This is a genomic window from Minwuia sp., assembly GCF_048007105.1.
Classification (GTDB): Bacteria; Pseudomonadota; Alphaproteobacteria; order Minwuiales; family Minwuiaceae; genus Minwuia.
The window spans coordinates 3,540,400-3,557,538 of sequence record NZ_CP180352.1; the positions used below are offsets into that span (position 1 = coordinate 3,540,400).

Below are 17,139 nucleotides of genomic sequence, written 5' to 3' on the forward strand. Positions count from 1 at the left end.
CTACTCGAACCCCACGATCCTGGTGACGGCATCCTGAAAGGTCAGCTCGGCCTTCTCGCCGCTGCGCCGCCGCTTCACCTCGACCACACCGTTCTTCACGCCGCGCGGTCCGACCACCGCCTGCCAGGGCAGGCCGATCAGATCCATGGTGGCGAACTTGCCGCCCGCGCGCTCGTCGGTGTCGTCGATCAGGACCTCCAGACCGGCGGCAGAGAGCTGCCGCTCCAGCTCGGCGCAGGCATTGTCGCAATCGGGATCGCCCGGCTTCAGATTGATGATGCCCGCGTTGAACGGGGCCACCGAGTCCGGCCAGATGATGCCGTCATCGTCGTGGCTGGCCTCGATGATGCCGCCGACGAGGCGCGAGACGCCGATGCCGTAGGAGCCCATCTGCAGATAGACCTCCTGCCCGTCCGGGCCGGCGACGGTGGCGCCCATCGGCTTCGAGTACTTGTCGCCGAAATGGAAGATGTGACCGACCTCGATGCCGCGGCGGCTGACCAGATCGGCTTCGGGCACCGGGCAGCTGGACGGATCGTGCTTGTCGTCGGCGGCGGCGTAGACCGAGGTCCACTCATCGACGATGGGCTGAAGGTCGTCGTCATAGTCGACCTCGCCAGGAACTTCCTTGGTCAGTAGGTCCTTGTGGCAGAACACCTCCGACTCTCCGGTGTCGGCCAGCACGATGAACTCGTGGGACAGATCGCCGCCAATGGGGCCGGTGTCGGCGCTCAGCGGAATGGCCTTCAGCCCAAGGCGCTCGAACGTCTTCAGATAGCAGACGAAGAACTTGTTATAAGCCCTTTTCGAGCTTTCATAATCCAGATCGAAACTGTAGGCGTCCTTCATCAGGAACTCGCGCCCGCGCATGATGCCGAAGCGCGGCCGGACCTCGTCCCGGAACTTCCACTGGATGTGATAGAGCATGCTCGGCACGTCGCGATAGGAACGCGCCGATGCACGGAAAATCTCCGTGATCTGCTCCTCGTTGGTCGGTCCGTAGAGCATGTCGCGGCCATGGCGGTCGGTGATGCGCAGCATCTCCTTGCCGTAGTCGTCGTATCGGCCGGACTTCGCGCCACAGATCCGCCGGCTGGATCGTCGGCATCAGCACTTCCTGGCAGCCCGCCGCGTCCTGCTCCTCGCGCACGATCTGCTCGATCTTCTTCAGTACCCGAAACCCGAGCGGCAGCCAGGAATAGATGCCGGCGCTGGACTGCCGGATCATGCCCGCGCGCAGCATGTAGCGGTGCGAGGCGATCTGGGCCTCGGAAGGGGTCTCCTTCAGGACGGGCAGGAAGAATTCGGAAAGCCGCATGGGCGCCGCTCCTTGAAGCGTGGCAGGGTGTGACCCCGGCGTTGTAGGGGAGCGGCAGATGCGGTGCAATCGCCCTGTCGGTGCTACGATGCCGCGTCCACGGGGAGGAACAGGACATGCAAGACAGTCTGGCCGACGCGGCCGAGCGGCTCGCGATCAGCGATGTGATCAATCTCTATGCCTGGGCGATCGACACCAAGGATTTCGATCAGTTGCACCAGGTCTTCGACACCGATGTGGAGGCCGACTTCACCGGCTTCGGCGGCAAGCACGTCATCGTGTCACGCGCCGAATGGGTAGACACCGTCCGCAAGACGGTCGGCAATCTGGATGCGACCCAGCACCTGCTCGGCAACCACCGGCACCGGATCGACGGCGACACCGCCCACATGACCGCCTATCTGCAGGCCATGCACCGCTACAACGGCGCGAAGGCGGATACCGACTACGTCATCGGCGGCCACTACGAGATCGATCTCAGGAAGACCGACGAAGGATGGCGGATCCGGCGCTACAAGCTGGTCGTGACCTGGGAAACCGGCAACCGATACATCATGCGGGAGGCCCGGAACGCCAGGGGCTGATCCCTGCCCGGTGCCGTCAGGTGCCCATCGCCATCCCGTCGCCCGACGGATCGGCGCCACCGTCCAGCCGGCCGTCGACCAGCCGGATCGCGTGCACGATGGGCATCATGTAGCTGTAGGGGTGCCGCTTCGTCGGGTAGCCGCGGCGCTGCAGCTCCCGCTCGGCCGAGCGCGGGATGCGGTTGGTCAGCTCGATGGTGTTCGACGTCGTGGTGAAACGCGGCGCGAACACGGCCTGCTGCGCGTCCATGTCGAAATCGATGACGTTCAGGATCGCCTGCAGGTTGCCCATGGTGATCGTCGTGCCGCCTGGCGCGCCGACCAGCAGGAACGGCTTGTCATCGCGGAAGACGATGGTCGGCGACAGCGCCGTAAACCGCGCCTTGCCCGGCGCCAGCGAGCCGGCGTGACCGGGCCGCGGATCGAAGACCATCATGCAGTTGTTGTACATGAAGCCCAGGCCCTCGGTGATGACGCCGCCCGACGAGCCCAGCGAATGGGTCATGGTCACGCAATTGCCGTCCGTGTCCGCGACGCAGATATGCGTCGTCTCTTTCGGATCGGCGCCGCTGTTGAGCCGCGGCACGTCCATCTTCTCGCCCCGGCGGATCCGCTCGGCGCAGGCTTTCGCGTAATCCTCCGACAGCAACTCGTCGAAGGGGATGTCGAAGAAGGCCGGATCGCCCATCCGGGTGTCCTTGTCGACCGTGGCGATCTTCATCGCCTCGGACACGGTGGCGATGTAGTCAGGCGAGTTGTGGCCCATCGCGGCCAGGTCGAATTGTTCCAGGATCTTCAGCATCACCGCGATGACCAGCCCGCCGCCCGGCGGCTGGTTGGTGGCGATGCGATAGCCGCGATAGTCGATCCAGAGCGGCTCGGTCTCGACGGTCCTGCAGGCCGCGAGGTCTTCCATTGTGATCAGCCCGCCGTTCGCCGCCATGTCGTCGGCGATCTGACGCGCGATCGCGCCCGAATAGAAGTCCTCGACACCGTGCTCGGCGATCCGGCGATAGGTCCGGCCCATGTCCGAGTTGCGCAGGATGTCGCCGATGCCGAGCAGCGTCTTGCCGTCCTTCGTGTAGATCTTCGCCACCGAAGGGTCCTGCGTCATGCCCTGATAGCGGGCCATGCGCCCGGCGATCTCCGGCGTGTTCCAGAAGTTCCACACATGGGGCCGGATCGCGAAGCCGTCCTCGCAATAGGCGATGGCGGGCTCCAGGGTCTTCGCCAGGGAATGCGTGCCGAAGCCGGCCGAGCACCTCGTCGAAGGCCTTGATCGTCATCGGCGTGGTCATGCACTGGTAGCCGACCTCGTTGACCCGCCCCTTCAGCACGAAGCCGAAGCCGTCTTCGCACTCGCCCTCGATCAGGTGTTCCCACATGTCCGGCTTCGTCGCCAGCGGCGCCCGGCCATGGAAGTCGATCAGCGTGTGGGTTCCGTCGGCCAGGCGGATGTGGCAGCTGCCGAAGCCGGCGATACCGCACATTTGCGGATCGACCACCGTCTGCACCAGGCCCGCACCGATGGCAGCATCGACGACATTGCCGCCGCCACGGAGGATGTCGAGCCCCGCCTCGACCGCTTCCGGCTGCGGCGCGGATACCATTCCCTCGGTCATGTCATGCCTCCCCGACCCTTGTCAGGAGACCCTAGAGCAACGGTATCCGCCCGCAAATGGTCCGGTCGCTCAGAACTCGAAGCCGTAGCTCAACAACGCGCCGACGGTCTGCGTGGCGATGCCGGCGGTGCGGTTGTGCTTGTAGCCGACATCCAGGCCGATGCCGTTGTCCCAGGCGTAACCAAAGGACACGCCGATCTGATCGTCATAGCTGTCGCCATTGCCGTTGCCGGAGATCGTCACGATCTTGCCCGTATAGGCCAGTGCCGCGTTCCAGTTGCCCCATTCGGCACCGAGCGACCCGGTAACGTAGCTGCGCGACTCGTTCGCGTTGGAATCGGCGTTCTCGATCCTCGCATACTCCAGCAACGGGACGAGAGTGACGCCATTCTCCAGTTCCAGCTCCCAATAGCCGGCAAACGCAAAGCGGTGCTCTGTCGACGCGTTGTCCGCCGAAAGCAGGGCGTAGCCGACGTGGTATCCGAAGCCGTCCAGCCCCGGCACCGCCTCGCCATCAAGCGCCAGCGCGAACGACTCCGGCGATTCGGTGTTGCCGGGTTCGCCCGCGGCCTGCCGCGTCCGGCCACGATTGGTGATGAAGCTTTCGCTCAGGATCGTCGTGTCGGTGAAGAACACGCTCGCGGAACCCACCAGCGAACCGAGTGCCGTATCGCCAAAGTTCACATAGCCGCCGGCGCCCAGGAAATCCGCAAGCTCGAGATCCTCGGCCACGTCGGTGCCATAGAGGCCGGCCGCGGCATCCCATGCCAGGGCGAAGTTCGGGCCGAACTTGCCGCCATACACACCGAAACGCTCGCCATCATAGTTGAGGGTCAGAACCGAAACGGCCAGGCCGTGGTCCTGAAACACCCGGTCTTCCTTCGGCCCCGGATCGCGCTGCGCTTCGAGGGTCAGTTCGGTATTGAGCGAAACCGTCTCGGAGAACTGCAGCGTCACGGCCGGCTCGATCGTCGCGCCGAGTTCGTTCTGCTCGGCGGCCGGGTCGTCCGAATCGAACGTGTAGTCGTTCTGGACCTCGATCCCGACCTCGCCGGAGAGTTTCGGATAGGCATCGTCGGCCGCAACGCCGTTCGCCGCCACAAGAGCAATGGTGAAACCGGCCGCAACCGCCAGCACCAGGTTCAGGTTCTTCATGTTCTTGGCTCCATACAGGCTACGTCGGAGAGCAACCATTCGCGCCTGACGTCACGCACGGCCTCTTCCGTAACTTTATAACATAACGCAATAGCCTGGATTACTCAGGAGCACAAGGCCATGTTGTGCATGTTGCTGCTGCCGCTTGCGCCGTCGGGCAACTCATCCGTCCGGCGCGAGCGCGCCGCTCAATACTGATGTGATGCCATCTGCCGAGAGGCCGGCAGGCCGGATGTCAGCCCGCCTTCATGACCTTCTCGGCCTGCGCCCAGGCGTACTGGGCCAGCGGGCGGATGCGGTCGACCTGGCCCTTGGCGTGCTCGGAGGCCGCGGTGCCGTCGCGGACGCGGCCGGCAATGCCCTGCAGGATCGCCGCGATGCGGAACATGTTGTAGGCTAGGTAGTAGTCCCAGTTCTCGATGCCGTCGCGGCCGGTCCGCTTGCAGTAAGCCTGCACGTACTCGTCCTCGTGCTGGATCCCCAGCGCATCGAGATCCTCGCCGCCAATGCCGCGGAACAGGCTGTTGGGCAGGCGCCAGCTCATCACGTGATAGGCGAAGTCGGCCAGCGGATCGCCCAGCGTCGAGAGTTCCCAGTCCAGCACCGCGACAACTTCCGGCTTCGTCGGATGGAAGATCATGTTGTCCATCCGGTAGTCGCCGTGAATGACGGTGGTGGAGTTGGCGTCCGGCACATTCTCCGGCAGCCATTCCATCAGCCGGTCCATCTCCTCGATCTTGTCGGTCTCGGAGAGCTTGTACTGCTTGGACCAGCGGCTGACCTGCCGCAGGACGTAGTTGCCGGGCTTGCCGAAATCCTCGAGGCCGGCGGCCTGGTAGTCGACATTGTGCAGCCGGGCGACGACATCGTTCATGGCGTCGAAATACTTGTGCCGTTCGGACTTCTCGATGTCCGGCAGGGTCTGGTCCCAGATCACCCGGCCATCGACGAGATCCATGACGTAGAAGATGGTGCCGATGACGCTCTCGTCCTCACAGAGGCACCAGGTCTTCGCGACCGGCACGTCCGAGTGGTTGCCCAGCGCGGTCAGCACTTTGTACTCGCGGTCGACGGCATGCGCCGACGGCAGCAGCTTTCCGGGCGGCTTGCGGCGCAGCACGTATTCCTTGCCGGTCGAGGAGCGCAGCGCATAGGTCGGGTTCGACTGGCCGCCCTTGAACTGGCGGACCTGCAGATCGCCTTTGAAGCCCTCGACATTCTCGCGCATGTAGGCTTCCAGCGCGCCCTCGTCGAAACTGAAACGCTCGTCCACCTCCTTGGTGCCCGAGAACAGCTCGCTCATCTCGCTCATTTCATTCATCGCTTCATCCCTCCCCGGACGCCGATTGCATGTTCAAGTCTTAGCTTCCCGCTCGACGGCGCGCCAGCCGATGTCGCGCCGGCAGAAGCCTTCGGGCCAGTCGATGCGGTCGACCGCGCTGTAGGCGCGCTTCTGGGCCTCGGTCACCGAAGCGCCGCTCGCCGTCACGCCCAGCACCCGGCCGCCATTCGCCAGCACCCGGTCGCCATCGCGTTTCGTGCCCGCATGGAAGACGGTGACCCCGTCCACGGCCCAGGCGTCGGCGAGGCCGCGGATCTCGCTGCCTTTTTCGACGGTGCCCGGATAGCCCTGCGCCGCCATGACAACCACCATGGCCGGATCGTCGTACCAGCGCAGATCGAACTTCTCCAGCACGCCATCCATGCAGGCCAGGATGGCCAGCAGCAGGTCGGACTTCATCCGCACCATCAGCACCTGGCATTCCGGATCGCCGAAGCGGATGTTGTACTCGATCAGCTTCGGCCCTTCGGCCGTGATCATCAGCCCCGCATAGAGGATGCCGCGGAACGGCATCCCTTCCGATGCGAGACCGTTGACCGTCGGCTCGACAATCTCCTTCAACGCACGCCGGCACATCGCGTCCGTCATCACCGGGGCCGGCGAATAGGCGCCCATGCCGCCGGTGTTCGGGCCGGTGTCGCCGTCCCCGACCGGCTTGTGATCCTGCGCCGTCGCCAGCGGCAGAACGGTCTTGCCGTCGGTCAGGACAAAGAAGCTCGCCTCCTCGCCCTCCAGAAATTCCTCCACGACGATCTCGGCCCCGGCGTCGCCGAAACGGCCGCCGAAGGCCTCGTCGATGGCGGCGATGGCCTCGTACTCGGTCATCGCGACGGTGACTCCCTTGCCCGCGGCCAGCCCGTCGGCCTTCACCACGATGGGGGCGCCCTGCGCGCGGACATAGGCCCTCGCGGCTTCGGCTTCGGTGAAGCGTTCATAGGCGCCGGTCGGAATGTCATGGCGGCGGCAGAGGTCCTTGGTGAAGCCCTTGGAAGCTTCCAGCTGCGATGCCGCCGCCGACGGCCCGAACGCCCTGATGCCTTCGGCTTCGAGGCTGTCGACCATGCCCTTGACCAGGGGCTCCTCCGGCCCGACCACGACCAGGTCGATCTTCCGCTCCTTGCAGAACGCGATCACCGCGCCGTGGTCGCCGACGTCCAGAGCGATGCACTCGGCTTCGTCGGCAATCCCGCCATTGCCCGGCGCGCAGTAGAGACTGGTCAGTATGGGCGAGGCCGCGAGCTTCCAGCACAATGCGTGCTCTCGCCCGCCCGATCCGATGACCAGTACATTCATGTCCGTCCCCTGACTCCCTCGGTGCCGCGGCGGCCAGTCATAGCCGTTCCCGCGCTGCTGGCAAGACCGCCCTGACCGGCCCGCCCGTTGACAGGGCTGCAAGCCGCTTGCAACTCTGAATAAGTCGAATCGATCCTCGCCCCTTGGAAAGGTCGCCACGCATGATCGTTGTGCGGATCATCGGATATCTGATCCTGCTGGCGGGGCTTGTGGCGCTCGGCGCGGAAATCTACGCATCGCTCGAAGCCGGCTCGTGGACGCCGATCTCTCTGGGCAAGCGCTGGTTCGAACTCTTCGGCGCCGAGAGCATCCTGGCCATACAGAACGGCCTGCAGCGCTACGTGCATCCGTTCCTCTGGGATCCGCTGGTGCAGAGCGTCTTCGAAGCGCCTGCATGGCTGCCGCTCGTCGTGCTCGGTCTGATCATCGTGGTGCTGGCCCGCCGCCGCCGTCAGAAGCGGATGTTCAGCTAGGCCTAGTGCGCGGTCCAGCCACCGTCGACCGGCAGCGCCGTCCCGGTCATCGACGCCCCGGCGGCAGAGCACAGGAACACGGTCAAATCCGCGATCTCCTCCACCGTCACGAACTTCTTCGTCGACTGCGGCGCCAGCATGACGTCGTTGATCACCTCCTCCTCGGTGATGCCCCGGGCCTTCGCCGTGGCGGGGATCTGCTTCTCCACCAGCGGTGTCAGGACATAGCCGGGGCAGATGGCGTTGCAGGTGATGCCCTGCGCCGCCACTTCCAGCGCCACGGTCTTCGTGAAACCCAGCAGACCGTGCTTGGCGCTGACATAGGCCGACTTGAAGGGCGAGGCGACGAGGCTGTGCGCCGAGGCGATGTTGACCACCCGCCCCCAGCCCTTCTTCTTCATCCCCGGCAGCGCAAGCCTGGTGCAATGGAAGGCCGAGTTCAGGTTGGTGGCGATGACCGCATCCCATTTCTCCGGCGGAAACTCATCGACCGGGGCCACGTGCTGGATGCCGGCATTGTTCACCAGAATGTCGACGGCGCCGAAGGTATCGACCGCCTGCGCCATCATCGCCTCGATCTCCGCAGGCGATGTCATGTCGGCATTCGCATAGGTCACGGCTGCGCCGGTGGCGCCGGCGACCTCGGCCAGCAGGCCCTGGACCTCGTCGGCCGGCCGGCGGCCGTTCATCACCACATTCGCGCCGCTGGCGGCAAGCGCCTTGGCAACGCCCAGGCCAATGCCGCTGGTCGATCCGGTCACCAGCGCCGTTTTCCGCTCTGTCATCGTCCTCCCTCCAGCAATTCGTCGTAGACCGCCAGGGTCCGCTGCTGCATCAGCTCCAGCGTGAAGTGGTCCCTGACATGCGCCATCGCGCGCTCCGCAAGCCCTCGCCTGGCGCCGGCGTCCAGCGCCAGCGCTTCATCGATGGCCGCAGCCAGTGCCGGCGCATCGCCCGGCGGCACCCGCCAGCCGGTCTCGCCCTGCACGACCGTTTCCCGAACGCCGCCATGATCGCTGACCACGACCGGGCGGCCCATGGCCTGCGCCTCGACCGCTGTGCGCCCGAAACCCTCCGGTTTGACCGATGCCGACAACACGACGCTGGAAAGCGAGTAGGCCGCCGGCATGTCGCGGCAGAGACCGGCGAACCGGATCCGGTCGCCGACCCCGGCCTGTTCGGCGAGTTTGAGAAGTTCGGCCTTGAAGCTCTCGCGGCCGGCATCGCCGCCGACAAAGACCAGAACCGCATCGCCGTGCGCCGAACGCGCCAGGGCCTCGATAGCCACGGGCTGGCCCTTCAGACGCGTCAGACGGCCGGGCAGCAGCACGACCGGCGCGCCGTCCGGCAGCGCCCAGGCCTGCGAGAGCTGGATCATGCGCGCATGGGTGACGTCGCCGGGCTGATACTGCGCCATGTCGACGCCGCGCGGGATGACCCGGATCTTCGCTTCGTCGATGCCGCGGTAGGTGGCCAGCGCGTGATCGCGGAGGAACTCGGAGATGGCGATGACCAGATCGCCCCGCATCATCACGCTGTTGTAGGCGCGTTTGACGCCGCTGGACGCGCCATAAGCGCCATGGATCGTGGTCACGAACGGGCGGCCGGTCCGCCGCGCCGCGTAGAGTGCGCTCCAGGCCGGCGCGCGCGACCGCGCATGCACCAGATCGACCCGCTCCTGTTCGATCAGATGCTGAAGCCGGCCGATGTTGCGCCACACCGTGAGCGGCCGCTTTCGCCTGAGCGGCAGGCGGAAGTACTCGGCGCCCGCCTTGTCCAGATCGCGCAGCATGCTGCCGGCCGAGGCAGCCACAAGTGCGCGGTGGCCTGCTCGCGTCAGCGCCGCCGCGATCTCCACGGTACCGCGCTCGACGCCGCCGGTCTCCATCTGCGGCAGCACCTGCAGGACAGTGTGACGAAACTCAGACATCGGCGTCCGCTTGTTCCCCAACCTTCGACATGCTTCCTTGCGGCCACCCGAGACCATCCTTTGGGAAGCAACCGATGAACCAGACCCAGCCGAGCATCCTCGAACGCCCGGACGGCGAGAGCATCGCCTATCACAAGACGGAAGGAAATTCGCCCGGCGTCATCTTCTGCGGCGGTTTCATGTCGGACATGACCGGCAGCAAGGCCACGGCGCTGGAAGAGCACTGCCGGGCGCGCGGCCAGGCCTTCCTCCGCTTCGACTATCTGGGGCACGGCCAGAGCAGCGGCGATTTCGCGGCCAAGGGCTGCATCAGCCGCTGGGCCGACGATGCAGCGGCCGTGCTGACCGCGCTGACCGACGGTCCGCAGATCGTGGTCGGTTCATCGATGGGCGGCTGGGTCTCGCTCAAGCTGGCGCTGAGCCATCGCGAGCGCGTGTCGGCGCTGGTTGGCATTGCCGCGGCGCCCGACTTCACGCCCGGCATGTGGGATGGTCTCACGCCGGAGCAGCAGCACGAGGTCACGACGAACGGATTGGTACGCATCCATTCCGAGTACGATCCGGCGGGCTATGTCGTCACGAAGCATCTGCTGGACGACGGCAAAGCGAACTTCGTGCTCACGGGCGAGGCGATCGAACTGGATATCCCGGTCCGTCTGCTGCACGGCATGCAAGATCCGGATGTGCCGTGGCGGCGTTCGCTGGAGATCGCGGAGCATCTCCGCAGCGACGACGTGCGCATCTTCTTCTCGAAATCCGGCGATCATCGCCTGTCAGAGCCTGACGACCTGGAGTTGCTCTGCCGCACGGTCGACGAACTGACCGCGCGCCTGTCAGCCTGACTCCGCCGCCAGCACCGCCTTCAACCCAGCCCGGTAGTCGGGATAGGCCAGCCTCACGCCCAGTTCACGCTTTATCAGATCGTTGCGGCAGCGCTTGCTCTCGCCATAGAAGCTGCGCGCCATCGGGCTGAGATCCGCATCCTCGAAGGCGACTTCCGGGGGCGGTTCGATCCCCAGAAGCTCCGCCGCGTGGGTCACGACGTCCTGCGGCGGTGCAGGTTCGTCGTCGCAGACATTGTAGACGCCGCCCGGCCGGGGCTGCTCGATCGAGGCCTTCAGCACCGCGCCGATATCGTCGACATGAATGCGCGAGAACACCTGCCCCGGCTTCACCAGCCGCCGAGAGGTTCCCTCGCGCAGGGCGTTGAACTGACTTCTGCCAGGCCCGTAGATTCCTGCGAGCCGGAATATTGTGACCGCGGGACGGTCCGCGCCGCCGAAGAGCAAAAGCCAGTCGCGTTCCGCCTGCACGCGCCGTTCGCCGCGCTGGCCGGCGGGCCTGAGATCGGCAGTCTCATCGACCCAGCCGCCCTGCCTGTCGCCATAGACACCCGTGGTCGAGAGATAGCCGACCCATTCCAGCGACTTGCAGGCGCGCAGTTGCTCGCCACAGCATCGGGCCACCGGATCGCCCTCGTCGCCGGGCGGGATCGAGGCGAGAACATGGGTGACGCCGTCCAGCGCGCCATCGGGCAAGGGGGCGGTTCCATCGAATTCGACCGCCCTGATTCCATCGGCTTCCAGCCTCGCGCGGGCATCCGCATCGCGGCCTGTGGCTACGACATCGGCGTCCGGCAGCAGCCGGATGAGTGCCCGTGCCGAAAATCCCGGTCCGAAACAGAAGAGCTTCATGACATGCCTTCTCCGCTTGATGCGCCGTTCCGCCTTGGCTATCGCTTCCCGATGCTCCGCACAATCATCGTCGGCGTCGCCATCGCCCTCCCCGTCCCCGCTCTGGCGGTTTCCGACTATCGCGCCTGCCTCGGAATGGTCGAGACGCAACCCGAGCTGGCCCTCGATCAGGCGCTGCAATGGCGCGATCTCGGCGGCGGCGAACCGGCCCGGCACTGCGCCGCCCTGGCCTATGCGGCCAACGGCGAACTGGCGGCGGCCGCCATCCAGCTCGACGAACTCGCCCGGGACATAGAGGCACAGAACCCGAGGGCGGCAGCCGGCATCATGGGCCAGTCCGCCGCGATCTGGGTCGCGGCCCGCAAGGACAGGCTGGCGGCGGAAGCCTATGCTCAGGCCATACGCTGGGAACGCAATGATGCACGGCTGCGGCTCGATCTGGCGCATGTGCTGGCATCGCAGAAGAAATACAAGCCGGCGCTGCGCGAGATCGACTTCGCGATCGAGCTCAATGACCTTCTCGCCGACGCCTATGCCCTGAAGGCGATGGTGCTGCGGCGCATGGACCGTCAGGACGAATCCGACGACGCCCTGGCCCTGGCCCTGGCGCTGGACCCGGAACAGCCTCAGGCCCGAATGGAGATGGCGCTCGCCCAGGCCCGCGGCGGCGACAAGGACGGTGCGCGGCGGGATCTGATCGACATCATCAACGAAAATCCCGACACGGATATTGCCGAGAACGCCCGGCTCTATCTGGAAGAGCTGGAACTCGACTAGGCGAACAGACGGCCGGGTCCGGCTCCGGTTGCGTCCAACCCGGCGAGTTCGAGAAGATGCCAGGCCAGCGCCTGGTTGCTTGTGATGACGGGCTTTCCGAGCCGGGCCTCGGCCTCTTCGATCACGCCGAAGGTGCGCAGGTTCGTGCAGGAGGCGAAGACGCAGTCCGCCTCTGCCGTGCTGCCGACCCCGGTCATCGCGTCGAGCACGGAAGCCTCGGTGATGCGCGCCACCGTCGCCTCGGTCGACTGCTCGAAGGACGCATAGGACGCGATCTCGAAGCCTTCCCCCTCCAACAGCTCACGCATTGCCGTCGAGACATGCGCCACGTAGGGCGTCAGGAAGCCGATACGGCGGCATCCGAGCTTGCGGAGCGCGGCCGTGACCGCGGTGATCGGATCGGTCACCGGCGAGTTGGGGTGATGCTGCCGCACGGCCTTCGCAACCTCGGCCTGACCAATCACGGTGGCGCCGGAGGTGCAGCCATAGGCGACCGCATCCAGCGGGCGCGCCACAGGTAGCAGGCTCGCCGCGCGAGGAAGTTCGGCCTTCATCTCGGCGATGGTCGCCGCGGTCAGCTCCGGCGAACTCGGGATCCGCGAGTGGTAGAGCGCAACGCCGGCGCGCTCGAAGATGCTGCGGAACTCGATCTCCATGGTCTCGTCGACCTGCAGCACGATCAGGCCGACCGCAGCGCGCCCGCCTGCCCCGCCGTCGATCTCGAATGTCAGGGGCGCGTTCACAGGACCGGCAGCTCCGGCGCGGCGCGCCTCGACAGCAGTTCCGGCCCGTCGGCCCGCATCACCAGATTTTCCTCGTGCACCATGATGCGCCCCTCGCCCACGGACATGCTCGGCTCAAGAGTGATCACCATATCGGCTTCCAGCACGGTGTCGTCGAAATGGATCAGCGACGGCGGCTCGGTCAGCTGGATGCCCAGACCATGGCCGTAGCTGGCCGACATCGCTGCCTGGCTGGTCAATCACCTTCTGCATCGCCGCCCAGAGCTCGTTCGCGCGGACACCGGGCCGGGCAATCTCGAGGGCGGCGTCGGTGGCGCGGTAGAGGGTCTCGTAGGCCCGCCTGGCCGTGTCGGATGCGCTGCCGAAGGCCCAGTTGCGGTCGAAGTCGCAGTAGTAACCCTTGTACGTCGCGCCGGTGTCCAGCATCAGCACATCGCCCTCGGCCAGCGGCGTCGCATCCGGTGGCGAGATGACATCGGCATAACCACCGGGGCCGGCGCCTCCCACGAGGTACGGAATGTCGTCCGCCCCCTGCCGCAGCATCTCGATCCGGAAGGCGCGGAACGCCTCGTCGAGGCTTTGGCCCTGATGAAACAAGTGCGGGGCCGCATCGAAGGCGTCGGAGGCAATGCCGCAGATGTGGCGAAGCAGGCCGATCTCGGCTTCGGACTTCACCATACGCAGATGCCGGACCAGCGGCGTCGCGTCCCCGAACGCCACACCGGGCAGGCGCTCCCGCAGCTGGCCGTAGCCGATCAGCGGCATACGCAACGCGCTTTCCCGGCCCTTCGGCATGCCGACGCACCCGCAATCGCGCAGCACATCCGCAAGAAGCCCGATCCCGTCATCGTCGGCTGCAGGTGAGGACCAGGTCCGGACGTCGTCCAGCCAGGTGGAATGCATCAGGGCGCCGCCGATCTCCGGCACCACGGCGACCGGCTTGCCTTCAGCCGGGACGACCAGAAACCAGGGCCGAGTCGGGCTCTGCCAGAACAAGGTCCGGAAGCCCGTGAAATAACGGACCTCCGCCTCGGTGGTCAGAAACAATGCATCGAAACCGGCGTCATGCATCGCCGCCTGCGCGCGGGCGGTGCGCTGTTCGAACTCCGCAACCGGGAAATCCGCTGCGGTCATCGCTGATCCGCGGTGTTGCCCACATCGGGGACCTTGATGGTGTCCTCGTCTACCGGCTCCAGAAACATGCGCCGCAGGATACCAGGCGCGAGCGCCGAGAGGGGATTCACCTTCACCACCGGCTGCGCGGCCGTACCCTCGATGGCGTAGGTCACCCCGAACAGGCCCTGATCGCCGCCCAGAATGGCGCCGAGCAACGGAATCTGTCCCAGCACCTGGGAGATCGAATAGGCTGGAATGAGGTTGCCGACGAACCGGATCTCATCCGTGTCGAAGCGGTAGAAGCCCTCGGCAGTCAGCCCGACCGACGGTCCGGCCATCCGTCCCGCCGGCACTTCGAGGCGCTGGTCGAGATAGCGGAACGGCAGTTCGGCACGGGAGAAGGAAAGGCCGCGCCCCGACAACGCTTCGCCAATGCCCGTAAAGGACGCCAGGCTGAGCAGCCTCGCGAATGTCGGTGTCTCGGTCAGGGTGAAGTCGTCGATTGTCGCAAGGCCGACCGTCGGACCTTCGTTCAACTGCGTGCCGGCGACGCGCAATCGGCCGTTGCGGATCGAATCGCCGAGGCCGAGCGCCTGCAGCACTGCGCCGCCGTCTTCCGCAGTGACGACGAAATCCGCTCCGCGCCCGGTTGGCGCAATGGACGCCGCCATGGGCGCTTTTCCGTTCAGCAGCCCGGTCATGTCGCCCGTGGCATTGCCTTGACGAAGAAGCAGTTGGCCGGCTGTCGCGCGCAGGTCGGTGTTTTCGCTGAGGATCAATCGCTGCAGGTCGAACTCGATCCGCGCATTCTCCGGGCGGACCTGCTCAGAGGCGCCATCGAACAGTCTGTCCCTGAAGGGCCGGAGATCAAAACTCTCGCCGGCCGCCTGCACCACCCATCCGGCTTCAGAGTCGGGACGAACGACGAGCGACATGACCGTTTCGCCGAAGTCGGCGCGTTCGAACCGGGCGCCGACGAGGTCGCCGCCCGGTGTCAGGCTGACATCTCCGGCAAGATCCAGTCCCGGTGCGCTGAAGGCGATTTCCTCGAGCCGGACAGACTCCTCCGGCCGCTTCGTCATGGAGAAGCCGAGCCTTCCGGCCGCACCCGGCGGCTTCGACCAGCCAAGTTCCGGTATCCGAAGCTCCGTAGCCGCAAGATCGGCCGCGATGACCGCTTCGTAGTGGTCCATGGCCGAAAAACGCAGATCGCCGCTCATCTGGACCCGGCCACCGGCCCGCTCGCCAATGGGTAGGCCGGCCTGAACGATGTCGGCGATCTCGGCGGTCCCTTCGAAGGCGACGTGGCGAGGAAAGGGCCCGATACGCTCGAACTGTTCTGTCCAGTTGATCGCCAGCCGGGACCGGCCCAGCGTCACCGGCCCTGCCAGCACAGCCTGTTCGCGGTTCAGTTCGAGGTTCAGGGACTCGGCCCTGAGGCTGAGATCGGCCGCCAGCCCGTCGGCGACGACATCCGTCAGCACCGCCCTGGCGTCGAAGACCGTGTGATCGAAGGCCGGCCCGTCGAGCGGAATCTCCAGTTTCACCGCCACGTCGGCGCGCCCGCCGATCCCCAACGCCGTCTCGGCGGCTGGCACGGCGCCGGCGATCGGTCCCCTCAGCACCGCGTCGACGGTCTCGGCAATGGTGCCCTGCGATCTGAAGTTCGCCTTCAGCCATGGCGGCGTCCCGGCGAAATCGGCAATCGAGATGCGGCCGTCAGACAGCCTGAGCGCCCCCATGGACGCCGATGTCAAACCGATATCCAGCGTTCGGCCCGTCACCGTCAGCGATCCGGCCGCTGCTGTCATGGGGTCGAAGGGTCCGGCCACGTCGAGATCGCCATCAGTGAAATCGAAGCTGATCCGGAAGGCCTCCTCGGGCGGGTAGGCCTTCCGCCACATGTCCGGCTCGATCGCGAGAACGGCGCGCACATTGGTGGCATTGCCGCTCCGGATGTGATCGACAATCCAGTTGCGCACCAGCCGGCCACGCTCAGGCGGCCAGTAGGCAGGCACACGGCCGATGGGGGCAGCATCGGACCGGATGGCGAGATGGACCGATGGCCCGGCCTCGTGCAGGGCCAGAACGCCTTCGGCATTCGCCACGAACTCACCTGAATCGTACCGCAGCCGGTCGACAACCAGCTTGCGACCGCCGGCGTCCAGCGTGCCGTCGAGCAGGAATGACCGGACCGGCAATGGCGCCGGCATGTGCCCCTGAAGATCGAAGGTTCCCTCCGCTGCCGCCAGTTCCAACCGCATCGGTTCCAGGCCATCGCTCTCGGAAACGCTGAACCCGACTGTTCCCGAGACCGGAAAATCGAGGCCGGCGAGCATTCCCGGCGCCTGGAATGCGCCGATCAGTTCGGCCGGCCGCAGGTCGTGGAAACGCACCGACCCGCTGGCCGCCCGTTCCTCGGGCCGGTAGAGCAGATTGGCGGTGATCGGGAGGCGGAACTCCCGGGACGAGATCGCCGTGTCTGCGGCCACGACGATGCCCGACGGCCGCGCGCGAAGGGCCACGTGACGCGCATCGAACTGGAACACCCGGTCCCGAAGGTTGTCGATGACGGAAATCCGCGTGTTGCGCAGAACCAGCCGTTCCAGCCGGCCGAGCATTCCGCCATCCGCTGCGCCCCGGCCCTTGCCGAACAGGTCGATCGCCAGCTCGGCCACGGACCGCTGGGGGCCGGCAGGACGCGTTTCGGCATCCGGCGTCGGCCCCATGCCCAACCGCCATGTCGCGTCCTCGTCGCGGGTCAACAACAGCGAAACATTGTCGGCGGCGATTTCCCGAGGTTCGATTCGTCCCTCGACCAGCGCATCGCCCCGAAGATCGACCGTCGCTTCGGGCACGGACACCACGCGCTGGCGCTCGGCATTGACGACGCGCACGTCGTGGACGCGGATGCGCAGTGCCCGCGCCTCGCCGTCCCAGTCGATGAAACTGTCACCGATTCCGACGGACCACTCGGGCGGCAGATCGGACAGGCCCTGCTGCAGATAAGGGGTGAGAAAGTCGACCCTGACGGGACCTTCCGAAAGCCGCCACCCCACACCGACAGCCACCAGGCACATCAGCGCGAACAG

The 17,139-nt window shown here is 66.1% G+C and carries 15 protein-coding genes and 2 pseudogenes; 4 read left to right on the plus strand and 13 right to left on the minus strand.

Features of this window, described 5'->3' with window-relative positions:
* A pseudogene (gene proS / locus ACMVY4_RS17170) lies at positions 1–1,318 on the minus strand (proline--tRNA ligase).
* Positions 1,319–1,434: 116 nt separating this feature from the next.
* Between proS and ACMVY4_RS17175 the strand changes: the two are divergent.
* Positions 1,435–1,902 (plus strand): nuclear transport factor 2 family protein, encoded by a 468-nt coding sequence (locus tag ACMVY4_RS17175; RefSeq protein WP_416897204.1) that lies wholly within the window; start codon positions 1,435–1,437, stop codon positions 1,900–1,902.
* A gap of 16 nt (positions 1,903–1,918) precedes the next feature.
* Here ACMVY4_RS17175 and ACMVY4_RS17180 read toward each other — a convergent pair whose 3' ends face one another.
* From ACMVY4_RS17180 to purD, 5 genes and pseudogenes are all read right to left on the minus strand, one after another.
* The gene (locus ACMVY4_RS17180; protein ID WP_416900340.1) at positions 1,919–3,136 is read right to left on the minus strand and encodes a gamma-glutamyltransferase family protein; all 1,218 of its coding nucleotides are present in this window, start codon (positions 3,134–3,136) and stop codon (positions 1,919–1,921) included.
* Between the two features lie 79 nt (positions 3,137–3,215).
* Positions 3,216–3,524: pseudogene (locus ACMVY4_RS17185) on the minus strand (gamma-glutamyltransferase); the annotation flags it as partial.
* Between the two features lie 69 nt (positions 3,525–3,593).
* Entirely contained in the window at positions 3,594–4,679 is a 1,086-nt protein-coding gene (locus tag ACMVY4_RS17190) for a hypothetical protein (protein WP_416897205.1), read from the minus strand.
* A 235-nt stretch (positions 4,680–4,914) separates the two neighbouring features.
* Positions 4,915–6,000, minus strand: a complete 1,086-nt coding sequence (locus tag ACMVY4_RS17195; RefSeq protein WP_416897206.1) for a phosphotransferase family protein — start codon at positions 5,998–6,000, stop codon at positions 4,915–4,917.
* A 33-nt stretch (positions 6,001–6,033) separates the two neighbouring features.
* A complete protein-coding gene (gene purD / locus ACMVY4_RS17200; protein ID WP_416897207.1) occupies positions 6,034–7,314 on the minus strand; it encodes a phosphoribosylamine--glycine ligase in 1,281 nt (426 codons plus the stop codon).
* A gap of 161 nt (positions 7,315–7,475) precedes the next feature.
* Here purD and ACMVY4_RS17205 point away from each other — a divergent pair, with 161 nt between their 5' ends.
* Positions 7,476–7,787, plus strand: coding sequence for a hypothetical protein (locus tag ACMVY4_RS17205; protein WP_416897208.1), 312 nt, complete (start codon positions 7,476–7,478; stop codon positions 7,785–7,787).
* A 2-nt stretch (positions 7,788–7,789) separates the two neighbouring features.
* Here the strand turns inward: ACMVY4_RS17205 and ACMVY4_RS17210 are convergent, their stop codons facing one another.
* Both ACMVY4_RS17210 and ACMVY4_RS17215 read right to left on the minus strand, forming a co-directional pair.
* Positions 7,790–8,572 (minus strand): 3-hydroxybutyrate dehydrogenase, encoded by a 783-nt coding sequence (locus ACMVY4_RS17210; RefSeq protein WP_416897209.1) that lies wholly within the window; start codon positions 8,570–8,572, stop codon positions 7,790–7,792.
* Positions 8,569–9,717, minus strand: coding sequence for a glycosyltransferase family 4 protein (locus ACMVY4_RS17215; RefSeq protein WP_416897210.1), 1,149 nt, complete (start codon positions 9,715–9,717; stop codon positions 8,569–8,571). The genes ACMVY4_RS17210 and ACMVY4_RS17215 overlap by 4 nt, the downstream gene beginning before the upstream one ends.
* Positions 9,718–9,791: 74 nt before the next feature.
* Here ACMVY4_RS17215 and ACMVY4_RS17220 point away from each other — a divergent pair, with 74 nt between their 5' ends.
* A complete protein-coding gene (locus tag ACMVY4_RS17220; protein ID WP_416897211.1) occupies positions 9,792–10,559 on the plus strand; it encodes an alpha/beta hydrolase in 768 nt (255 codons plus the stop codon).
* Here the strand turns inward: ACMVY4_RS17220 and ACMVY4_RS17225 are convergent.
* Entirely contained in the window at positions 10,551–11,411 is an 861-nt protein-coding gene (locus tag ACMVY4_RS17225) for an SDR family oxidoreductase (protein ID WP_416897212.1), read from the minus strand. The two genes, ACMVY4_RS17220 and ACMVY4_RS17225, sit on opposite strands and share 9 nt — an antisense overlap.
* 3 nt (positions 11,412–11,414) lie before the next feature.
* Between ACMVY4_RS17225 and ACMVY4_RS17230 the strand changes: the two genes are divergently transcribed.
* The gene (locus tag ACMVY4_RS17230) at positions 11,415–12,188 is read left to right on the plus strand and encodes a hypothetical protein (protein WP_416897213.1); all 774 of its coding nucleotides are present in this window, start codon (positions 11,415–11,417) and stop codon (positions 12,186–12,188) included.
* Here ACMVY4_RS17230 and ACMVY4_RS17235 read toward each other — a convergent pair.
* The 4 genes from ACMVY4_RS17235 to ACMVY4_RS17250 are packed head-to-tail and all read right to left on the minus strand — an operon-like array spanning position 12,185 to position 17,118.
* The gene (locus tag ACMVY4_RS17235; protein ID WP_416897214.1) at positions 12,185–12,931 is read right to left on the minus strand and encodes an aspartate/glutamate racemase family protein; all 747 of its coding nucleotides are present in this window, start codon (positions 12,929–12,931) and stop codon (positions 12,185–12,187) included. The two genes, ACMVY4_RS17230 and ACMVY4_RS17235, sit on opposite strands and share 4 nt — an antisense overlap.
* Entirely contained in the window at positions 12,928–13,152 is a 225-nt protein-coding gene (locus tag ACMVY4_RS17240; RefSeq protein ID WP_416897215.1) for a M24 family metallopeptidase, read from the minus strand. The genes ACMVY4_RS17235 and ACMVY4_RS17240 overlap by 4 nt, the downstream gene beginning before the upstream one ends.
* Positions 13,046–14,065, minus strand: a complete 1,020-nt coding sequence (locus ACMVY4_RS17245; protein ID WP_416897216.1) for a M24 family metallopeptidase — start codon at positions 14,063–14,065, stop codon at positions 13,046–13,048. The genes ACMVY4_RS17240 and ACMVY4_RS17245 overlap by 107 nt, the downstream gene beginning before the upstream one ends.
* On the minus strand, positions 14,062–17,118 hold the full coding sequence (locus tag ACMVY4_RS17250; RefSeq protein WP_416897217.1) for an AsmA-like C-terminal domain-containing protein: 3,057 nt from the start codon (positions 17,116–17,118) through the stop codon (positions 14,062–14,064). The genes ACMVY4_RS17245 and ACMVY4_RS17250 overlap by 4 nt, the downstream gene beginning before the upstream one ends.
* Positions 17,119–17,139 lie beyond the last annotated feature (21 nt).